Annotated in this window: 10 protein-coding genes and 1 tRNA gene; 8 read left to right on the top strand and 3 right to left on the bottom strand. The window is 66.7% G+C overall.

Annotated features, from left to right (window positions below):
- Positions 1 to 253: 253 nt before the first annotated feature.
- The 3 genes from U9977_RS18020 to U9977_RS18030 form a co-directional block, all read right to left on the bottom strand.
- A complete protein-coding gene (locus U9977_RS18020) occupies positions 254 to 1762 on the bottom strand; it encodes a peptide deformylase (RefSeq protein WP_416210680.1) in 1509 nt (502 codons plus the stop codon).
- A gap of 804 nt (positions 1763 to 2566) precedes the next feature.
- The gene (locus U9977_RS18025; protein ID WP_322750445.1) at positions 2567 to 3169 is read right to left on the bottom strand and encodes a hypothetical protein; all 603 of its coding nucleotides are present in this window, start codon (positions 3167 to 3169) and stop codon (positions 2567 to 2569) included.
- Positions 3170 to 3174: 5 nt separating this feature from the next.
- Positions 3175 to 3696: a hypothetical protein gene (locus U9977_RS18030; RefSeq protein ID WP_322750446.1), complete on the bottom strand. Its 522-nt coding sequence runs from the start codon at positions 3694 to 3696 to the stop codon at positions 3175 to 3177.
- A gap of 76 nt (positions 3697 to 3772) precedes the next feature.
- On the opposite strand from U9977_RS18030, the gene U9977_RS18035 reads away from it, so the two are divergent.
- From U9977_RS18035 to U9977_RS18070, 8 genes are all read left to right on the top strand, one after another.
- Positions 3773 to 3988: a hypothetical protein gene (locus U9977_RS18035; RefSeq protein ID WP_322750447.1), complete on the top strand. Its 216-nt coding sequence runs from the start codon at positions 3773 to 3775 to the stop codon at positions 3986 to 3988.
- Positions 3989 to 4317: 329 nt separating this feature from the next.
- Complete coding sequence (locus U9977_RS18040; protein ID WP_322750448.1) at positions 4318 to 4878, top strand: DUF4232 domain-containing protein; 561 nt, start codon at positions 4318 to 4320, stop codon at positions 4876 to 4878.
- A 572-nt stretch (positions 4879 to 5450) separates the two neighbouring features.
- Positions 5451 to 5993, top strand: coding sequence for a YbhB/YbcL family Raf kinase inhibitor-like protein (locus tag U9977_RS18045; RefSeq protein WP_322750449.1), 543 nt, complete (start codon positions 5451 to 5453; stop codon positions 5991 to 5993).
- 113 nt (positions 5994 to 6106) lie between these two features.
- Positions 6107 to 6238, top strand: coding sequence for a DLW-39 family protein (locus U9977_RS18050; protein WP_322750450.1), 132 nt, complete (start codon positions 6107 to 6109; stop codon positions 6236 to 6238).
- 465 nt (positions 6239 to 6703) lie between these two features.
- On the top strand, positions 6704 to 7405 hold the full coding sequence (locus U9977_RS18055; RefSeq protein WP_322750451.1) for a hypothetical protein: 702 nt from the start codon (positions 6704 to 6706) through the stop codon (positions 7403 to 7405).
- 143 nt (positions 7406 to 7548) lie between these two features.
- A tRNA-Ala gene (locus U9977_RS18060) sits at positions 7549 to 7621 on the top strand.
- Positions 7622 to 7804: 183 nt separating this feature from the next.
- Positions 7805 to 8008: a helix-turn-helix transcriptional regulator gene (locus U9977_RS18065; RefSeq protein ID WP_416210412.1), complete on the top strand. Its 204-nt coding sequence runs from the start codon at positions 7805 to 7807 to the stop codon at positions 8006 to 8008.
- Positions 8009 to 8218: 210 nt separating this feature from the next.
- Positions 8219 to 8533 carry a hypothetical protein gene (locus tag U9977_RS18070; protein WP_322750453.1) on the top strand — a complete coding sequence of 105 codons (315 nt, stop codon included), beginning with the start codon at positions 8219 to 8221 and terminating at the stop codon, positions 8531 to 8533.
- Positions 8534 to 8756 lie beyond the last annotated feature (223 nt).

Consider the following 8756-nt stretch of genomic DNA (forward strand, 5'->3'; position numbering starts at 1 on the left):
AGAAGGGTCCGCAGGCCGAGCACGTCCGCCCGGTCTGACCCGTTCGGTGTGGAGCGCCCGCCGTCGGCGGGTGCTCCACACCGGTACGTCCTACAAAGCTTGGCATTTCCTCAACGTCCGACCGCTTTGGCGATGGCCTTCGGCGGTCGGTCTTTGCGTGTGGGAGCATTGCCGGCGGAAGATCATAGTAGGTGCACGGCGACGGACGCGGCATGACCGTAACGACGCTTCCTGGCCGTGGAGCGTGTGCCTGTTACTGGTTGTAGGTCCAGGCTGATCCCGTACCCCGGTACTGCTCCACCGGGATCGGCCCGACACCCGGCCGCATCCGGTCGGTGTAGAGATGGCCGCACAGATGGTCGATCTCATGTGCGACAAGCCGGGCGAGACCCCGGTCGAAGACGGTGATGTGCCGAGTCCCATCGATATCGGTATGTTCGACGTGGATCGTCAGCGGGCGAGGTACCAGGCCCCGGACGTCGAAGAAACTCAGGCATCCCTCGTACTGTTCGTCGCTGTCCGGGGACTCCTCGACGATCCGGGGATTGAGCAGGGTGACTGTCTCCCCGTTCGGAGCTCGGACGATCGCGGCGGCACGGTTGATCCCGATCTGGGGTGCCGCGATCCCCATCCCCTTACCGAAGGTATGCAGGGCGGCGACACGGGCGATGGCCGAGACCAGTTCCGCGATGACGCGGCGGGCATCCTCGTCCTCCATAGGAAGATCGAATGAGCGGGCCGGGTGTCGTAGGATCTCGGCGTCGTCCTGGACGATCCCGACCGACGCCATCTGACTGCTCGGGCTCATGGACTCGTTCGGGACGGGGGCTGCGGTGCGGAAGTTCCACTCCAGCCGGTAGCGGGTGTGCAGCGGCGGATGGTGCGTCTCCCAGGAGAAGATCCGCCGGTCACCGGTACCCTCCCGCCGGATCGCGGTTCGGAACGGAAACGCGTCGGCTGTCGTGGACGTCTCCATTCCCCACACCACCGGATCAAGGTCGGCGGGGAAGTCGAGGCTGACCGACAGATGCCGGGTAGGCGTGCGCACGGCACGTTGGAACCACTGCCCCCACTTGTCCTCACGGACCTGGTAGGCGTACTCGATGGTCGCGGTGTCCCCGGGGTAGAGCGGAAACCGACGGCGGACGTTCTCGAACAGCAGCCAGACTTCCTTGAGAGCGTCCCAGTCGGTCTTCACCGTCCAGGACATCTCCTCCCCGTCGCATCGGGCCGCCAGACGCAGGAAATCCCAACGCAGCGGGTTCGCCCGGTACAGCCGCGCGGACCGTTCCGGGTCGCCCGGATACCGGTCGACGGAGATCCGCATGAGGTAGCGCGTGACCGGTTCGGACCCGACGTTAGTGATCCGGCGGCGCTGCTGCGGGTAGTAGACCCCGCCGTCGTAACGCAGTTCGGCGAAGTCCTCCTCAACCACCAGACCGCCGGTGCCGACGTCCCGGCCGGGTGAGGTCTCCGGTTCCGCCGGGTCGATGGTCTGCGGGTGCGCGGCGCCCGCTGGTGTGTCGGCTTCCCAGGGGCGCGGGGCGAGCCGTAGGAACGCGCCGGGAATGCGAAGGCCGTCGGCGATCCACTCGATGACCTCCAGGGATTGGATCCGTTCCTCGCCGCGGACGATCCGGCTGATCCGCGGCTGGCTGAAGCCGTCGATCGGCGAGGCGATCCGGTCCTGGCTGGCGTGGTCCCACTTACGCATCAGCAGGAAGGCGGCGGCAAAATCGTGAGCGTAGAGGGCGGCGCGCATGTCGTCCCGGACCAGCAAGGCGGGCGAGACCGTGTAGGGGGAGCGGGTTCTCGCACCGGTCCTCCGCCGTCTCAGGGGTAGCCGCATGGCTGACCGCAGCCGCGTGCACATGCCGGCACGCTGAGCGTAGCGCGGCCATGCCGCCCCGGTATATCCGCTTGTGCGGCAGGGCTTCCGCAGCGGCCGGCGATCGTTCGGCAACCGGTCGGCAGCTCTCATCGGGCTTCGGCACCCATGCCGTGACTCCATGCCACCTCGGCGTTCCGCGGCTGCCCTGTTGACCGTCAGGCTTGTTGTCAGCCGGCCCCGCCTCGTGTCGAACGATTTCCGCAGGGCCGGGCCGGCGCCCAACAACCGACGGGATCGGGACAGAACGGGATGGTGGAGAACTCGTGACGGTGGCCAGCACGGACACGGCGGACGACGAAGCCGAGCACTACGTGGTGACGATCCGGCCAATGGCATCTCCGGCTGAGTTGATCCGGATGTGGGCGTCGCTGCCAGACGATCCCACCCGTCCGGGGCCCGCTGGATGACCCCGAAGCTGGTCCTCCGCTGTAGCCTGAGCCGGTTTGACGCTCTCCAGACCGTTGGTGGCAGCCAACAGCGCGGCGCCTGACGAGCCATGGCGAGGGATGCCGGTGCGATGATCGAGTTCACGATGGGCACCACCCCATGTGACGACCCTCCCCCCGACCAGGCGTGGTTCTGGACATCAGCCTGGCAGGCCGGCGAACGTAAGGCCGACGAGGACATCGTGACGGGCCGCACGACCGCCTTCCGCAGCCTGGAAGAATTCGACGCCTACGCCCGTGAAATCGTCGCGGACGGCGACGAACACCTTCCCGCAGCGCCTGATCGCCACCGCTGGTCAGCAGGACCCACTTGGTCGAGGGTTCGGCGAATATCCCACTCGTGGTGGTAGGCATCGTGGGCGTTGTTGTGGGCAACGTCAGCCGAGTGTTGCTTCCCGCGTCCGGCGTGTACCAGGACGACGCGGCCGCTCATCGCCAGGTCGATGGCTTCTGCCCATTCGGTGGCGGCGTGGCGAAGAGACCAGAGTGCTCCGGCGACGGGAAGCTGGTTGTAGGCACGGGCGCGCCCCAGCAGAGCCTGGTCGTAGCCCGGAACATCCATACCGCTACCCAGCGCAGTTCCTGCGAGCCGCTCGGCCCAGATCCGCAGGTTGTCCGTGACGTGGCAGACATACCCCCCGGCCGTCCACTCGAGGTTGGGGTGTCGCAGGGAGCTGTCCTTCCCGTCGAGAAGGTCGGTGTACCGCTGCGGGATTGCCGCGATCAGCGCGGCGGCGGCTTCCGGTGTGGTCGACCAGTCGTAGCCGCATTCCCGGCACGGGTTCCCATAGAGGGTCTTGCCCCACATGTCCACGGGTCCAGTCTCGCGCATCCCGGTCAACGTCCCGGCCCGGTGCCGAGACCGGCATGAAACCGCAGCAACCGCGTCTTGGGCCCACCCAGGACCGGCCGAGCCTGCTCGATCAGCCTGGCGAGTGAGCCGGCGCGGGCCGGGTCCGGAGCGCGGTAGGTCGTGGCCGCCTGTCGCTCGAGCCAATTGGCGATGTCCGCCCGCGAACCGGCGCGCAGGCGTAGGTCGGGGTCGTCGACCAGCGCGAGGTTGGTCGCCAACCGCTGCCAGGTGTCCCCCCCGGTCAGCAGCCGGTAACCGGCGAACCGTACGTGCGACGCATTGTCCGGCGTCAGCAGTGCCTCGAACAGTGCAGGGTCAAGATTGCCGATGTGGTGGCGCAGCGCCACGACCGCCGCCCGGGTCACCGCGCCGGACCCGTCAGACAGCAACGGGAGCAGTTCCGCTGGGCGGATCAGCCCGAGACGACGCAACGCCCGGATCGCCTCGACCCGCCATCGCGGCCGCGGTGACCAACCGCGGGCCGCCCGGCGGCAGCCAGTATTCACCGGCTCCGCACACACGTTCCCGCACCTGTGGCACCCAGTCGCAGGTACGCAGCGCCAGCACGGCGACAGCCGCCGGGTGTCTCTGACCAGACAGGTGGACGACCGCGCCTTCACGAATCCAACCATTGTGGTGACAGCCAGCGACTACCAGGCGCAGAAGATCTATCTCGCCGTCAGCAAGGGCAGTCGGGAGCAGGCACGACCAGCGCGCCGCCCACGACTGCTCCCGCAGCGCAATATCCACGGCCAGCCACCAGCGCGCGTCGGACCTGCGCGAACTCCGATGCGCTGAGACCGCGGTCGTCCCCACGAGCCGCAATACGCAACCAGTCGACAGCCGGAAGCTCCGACAGGGGTTCAGTCTGGAGCGGTTCGCCAGCGCGTTCGGCAAACTCTCGCAGCCGCCCCCACAACCGCCCCCACAACTGCCCGCCAAGCGACACCCAACCCACCGTGGCTCCACCCCCATCCGGTCACCCGAGCCACCGACGATTACCGCCCATTCTGGCGACCACCATCCGAGCCATCCACCGCATTTACGCACCGTCTGACGCTGGTGTACGACATAATGGTGAAACACGCGCGTTCCATCCGAAACCGCACACCTGCCCTGGGGGCTGCATGCATCGACACCTCGATCGGGTGCCGCGCCGGAAAGTACTGCTGCTCGTGCTACCGCTCGTTGCCGCGTCCTGCGGTGGCTCGGCCGGTGCCGTGCATTCGGCGGCCACTCCGCCATCGGCAGTCTCCGCCGGATCGACGATCACGCGGTGCGCCATGGCGGGCCTCACCGTCACTTTGGGCACGGTCACGACCGTCGCCGCGTCACAACGCCAGATCCCCGTGACGTTCACGAACCGGTCGGCGACCCGATGCAGCATGTACGGATTCCCGGGCGCGCAGCTGCTGTCCGCGAACGGAGCCACGTATGACATCCCGCGATCCCCGCTCGTCAGCAGCACGAGGATCGTTCTCGCACCGGGCGCGAACGCGCACGCGACGCTGACCTACCTCGCCGATGACACGGCCAGCAGCTCCGATTTTGCCGCGACGCGCCTCGGCATCACGCCACCCGATGAGCGCAGTTCCACCGTGTTGCCGTGGACATACGGACCGATCGTCAACCAGGAAGGCGCGACGCATCCCGGCACCTACATCATGGCCCTCACGCCCGGAGCGTAAGCGCGTACCTGTCCCGAAGGCATGCTCGAGGGCCTGCGCGGGCGGCAACGGCGATGAACGACTTCCCCGCTGCGCCGAGGGGAAGCGCCCCGGTGGGAAACCACCAACACGGGGGGAGTCGGTAGTCACCCCACCGGGACGCTCCCAGGGTAGCGGGCCAGAGGCCCGCGCGTCCCACTTGGCACCCAAAAACCCGCAACGAGCCCGAGTTTTTCTGCGGGCGCCCACCGCGCACCACCGTGCCCGTAAGGTCCTTTTCAGAAAGCTATTTATGATCATTTATCGGCATCGGGACGCGGTGTCAAGTGCCGCGTCGCCGCCAATCCCTTCAAAGTTAAGTTAACATAACTTAACTTTGAAGGTGACACACGTCATGGCCGCATGTGGATGGCTACCGCCGCCTGGGACCCGACGGACCCGGTGAGCCACGTCGCGCCGAGGTTGTATTAGAAATGCCGTGCCGGACACATAACAGTCGTGTCACAACAGAAGTCGTGTCCCAGCAGATGCGACAGCACGACCAATGTCACAGCACGACGGTAATCATCTGACAATGGAAATGAGGCTGGCTGATGTCTCTGCTCGATCGCGGCACGTCCCCGGACCCCTTCGATACCCTCCCCCCCGCGCCGTTGTTCACCCTCACCAGTGACGACTTCGCCGACGGTGACACGCTCCCGCCGACGGCTGTCCACACCAGCGCAGGCGGGCAGAACCTCTCGCCGCACCTTGCGTGGACGGGTTTCCCGCCGGGGACGCAGAGCTTCGTTGTCACCTGTTTCGACCCGGACGCACCGACGGGCAGCGGCTTCTGGCACTGGACGTTGGTCGACGTTCCAGCCTCGGTCACCGAACTGCCGCACGGAGTGGCCAGCGGTGACCTTTCCGGCCTACCCGTGGGCTCCTTCCACGTCCGCAATGATTATGGAACAGTCGATTTCGGTGGCGTCGCACCTCCGGAAGGTGACCGTCCACATCGGTACGTCTTCGCCGTCCATGCGGTCGACGTCCCCTCGCTCGGGATCCCCGACTCCGTCTCGCCGGCGGTGGTCGGGTTCAACCTGACGTTCCACACCCTCGCCCGCGGGGTCCTTCGGGCCACCTACCAGCGCTGACCTTTTCCCGGCGCCTGTTGGGAATCGAGTGGCCGCGACCGCCCACGGCTGCCCACAACGGGTCGCACCAGGCGGGTGGGCAAGCATCGCCCGACGCGGGTAGGTTGGCCTACATGATTCGCAAGCTCGTAGTTCTCGCAGTTGTCGCCGGCGCCGGCGCCGTGGCGACGGTCGTGCGCCGTCGGCGGGGTAAGGACGAGGTCGACCTCTGGCACGAGGCGACCACGGCCATCAACCTGAACTGACGTCCCGCCCGCAGGACCGTCCTGTCAGGCTGTCCTGTCAGGGCGTGTGCTCCTCTCTCTCAGCTCTGAGGTATCGGTCACCCCTGTGATCGTGTGATCCCCGGTGGATGGTTCAGGTTCGACCTCTGACCATCCACCGGGGACCCTGTGCGCCTGTGCGCCTGTCGGCGGTGAACGACCCGCCGGCCCGCTGTGATGCCTGGCCGGTTCCGGCTGCGTGGAGTCTCCGGTGGACCCGCATGCCCTGGTCGTTAAAGATCTTCAATCCTGGACTCCCATGCCCTTTTCCGAGGGCTTAACCCGCCAGTAGTGGGGTTGTGGTTGAGTTCCCTTTGGCATCCTATGTGTCTCATTACCGTTTGTGTCTAAGTTGTAGGCGAAGCGTTGTGAGAGCTGGCTGTCGGACGGGGACGCCCGGGATCGGTCCGGGCGCCTGGAAGGTGGCTCCGGGCATGAAGGGGACGGATGACAAGCGACAGCGGCGTGCCCGTCGGCGAATCACGGCACCTGATCGGCGCCAGCGGGTCGGATGACGACACTCCTCGGCCTCGCGAGGTTGCCGTGGGTGCTGGTTTGGGCGGATTCGTAGCTATAATTCTGCTCGTTGTGTCGGCTGTGCTCTCGGGCGGCGGACAGCATGAAACGACCGTGGTCCGTCCAGGCACGTCGGGTGACGGGCCGGCCAGCGCGGCGACGACGTCACCCGGCATCGTGGGTCCTTCCGGGCAGGACGCGCGGGACGCACAGGACGGGGTGACCACCGCTTCGGCTGCTGCGGCGGCGGCTGCTGCTCCCAGGCGGCCGCCGGCAGCATCGGGCAACAACCCGCGGCTGGTGGCTGCCGGTACCACGTCCGTGCTTGACCCGGTCGGAGCGTCAGCGGCTCCGGGCGGCGTTGGTCCGCCCACCGGCGATCCGGCGGGGCCTGTGGCCGCGGCGTCAACCGGGCCATCCACCGCCGCACCGGCGAATGCGCCCAACCCGGCGGCTTCGCCTTCAGCCGGCCAGGAGTCCGCCTCGACAGCCGGCACGGCCGAGCTGACGCGGGGTGGCGACTCGGCCAGCCCGCCGTCGCCGCAACCCGCACCGACGCCCTCCTGCCCGGAGGATGCGAATTTTGCCGGATCCCTCCTGAGGGCACTGGGGCTTGCATCCTGCAACTCCTGACACGACAGGCCACCGGGTAGGGACGGGGCGCGGGTTGTGCTCCGCGGAACACAACCCGCGCCCCGTGCGGTCTCATCCGTGACCGGCCCGCTACCTGCCCGCTACCGGCTGCGTGCCGTACTCTTAGAAGAGTTTCCCCTCGAGGGGACGTAGCTCAATTGGCAGAGCACTGCCTTTGCAAGGCAGGGGTTAGGGGTTCGATTCCCCTCGTCTCCACTCGCTCGATCATGCTGCTCGCCGACCGCCGTGCGCTCCGTTCCCGGCACGACGGGCATCGTTGCTGGTCGACCCAGGTGTCGTCACGGCCTCGGCGAAGCGGCCCTGCCGTATGAAGAGCCTGATCTGGGTCTGCGGTCGCGCGTGGGCAGGCTATCGTCAACGGTTGTGGACGAGCCGCCGATGTTCGTGGGGTCTTCCGACATCGCCGCCGTCCTCGGGGTGACCCGCCAGGCTGTCGACCACCGGATGCGGACCGATCCCCGTGCGCCTGCTCCTGTCGCGGTGGTCAACCGGACTGCGACCTGGGGTGGGACCCGGGTCTGGCGGCGTTCCGACATCGACCGTTGGCTCGGCGGTGCCGACCCCGACCGTTGGACGGTGTAGCCCCGGGTCGACCCGATAAACGGCTGAGAATCATCCGCATGTGGGCCGCGATGACATGCCAGCACGGTTCCCGGACAACCGAACCGGGGGGAATTGAACAGCACCGGGAAGATTATTCAAGTTGTCAGGTGGGCAAACCTTGCTCGATACGGTGCTGCGTGGGATGAAGGTTTGTGGCCCCTCGGAGCCGCCCGACGGGTGTAGTGTCTCGTGATTCAGCAACTTTACTTCTTCCCGCCCGTTTTTCATCCCGGCCCACTGCTGGGACAGCTGAATGGCGACCCGCTCGGCGGTGCGGTCGTAGGGGATGCGGACGAGCACGACGAACCGGCTGGTTCGGTCGACCAGCGTGGCGATGCTGTCGTGGACGAGCCTGGCGAACACGGTGCAGATGTCGATCAGGTAGCAAAGGGCTCCCGCGAGTACCGCCCGGGGCCGGGAAGGGTTTCGATCTTCTGGAACATTGATGCCGATTATGTCACGGTATGTTACTCTATGTATATATTTGTGATCGTGCGGCCGTAGGTTGCTGCGCAGCGTCCGGCGTTCCTGGCCCGCCAAGCGGTCAGGAACGGTTCGATCAGTGCCCAGCGGTCGTCGGAGAGGTCGCAGCGGTAGGTGGGTCGAGGCTGCATACCGCGGCCCTACGGCAACTCCAGATCCTTAAAGGTGTACCCGGCCCATCGGCCAGATTTATCGCATGCAATGACATCTTAGGTAGAAAACGTCATCATAACGGCCAATTCCA

Source organism: Protofrankia sp. Cas8, from assembly GCF_963555845.1.
GTDB lineage: Bacteria > Actinomycetota > Actinomycetes > Frankiales > Frankiaceae > Protofrankia.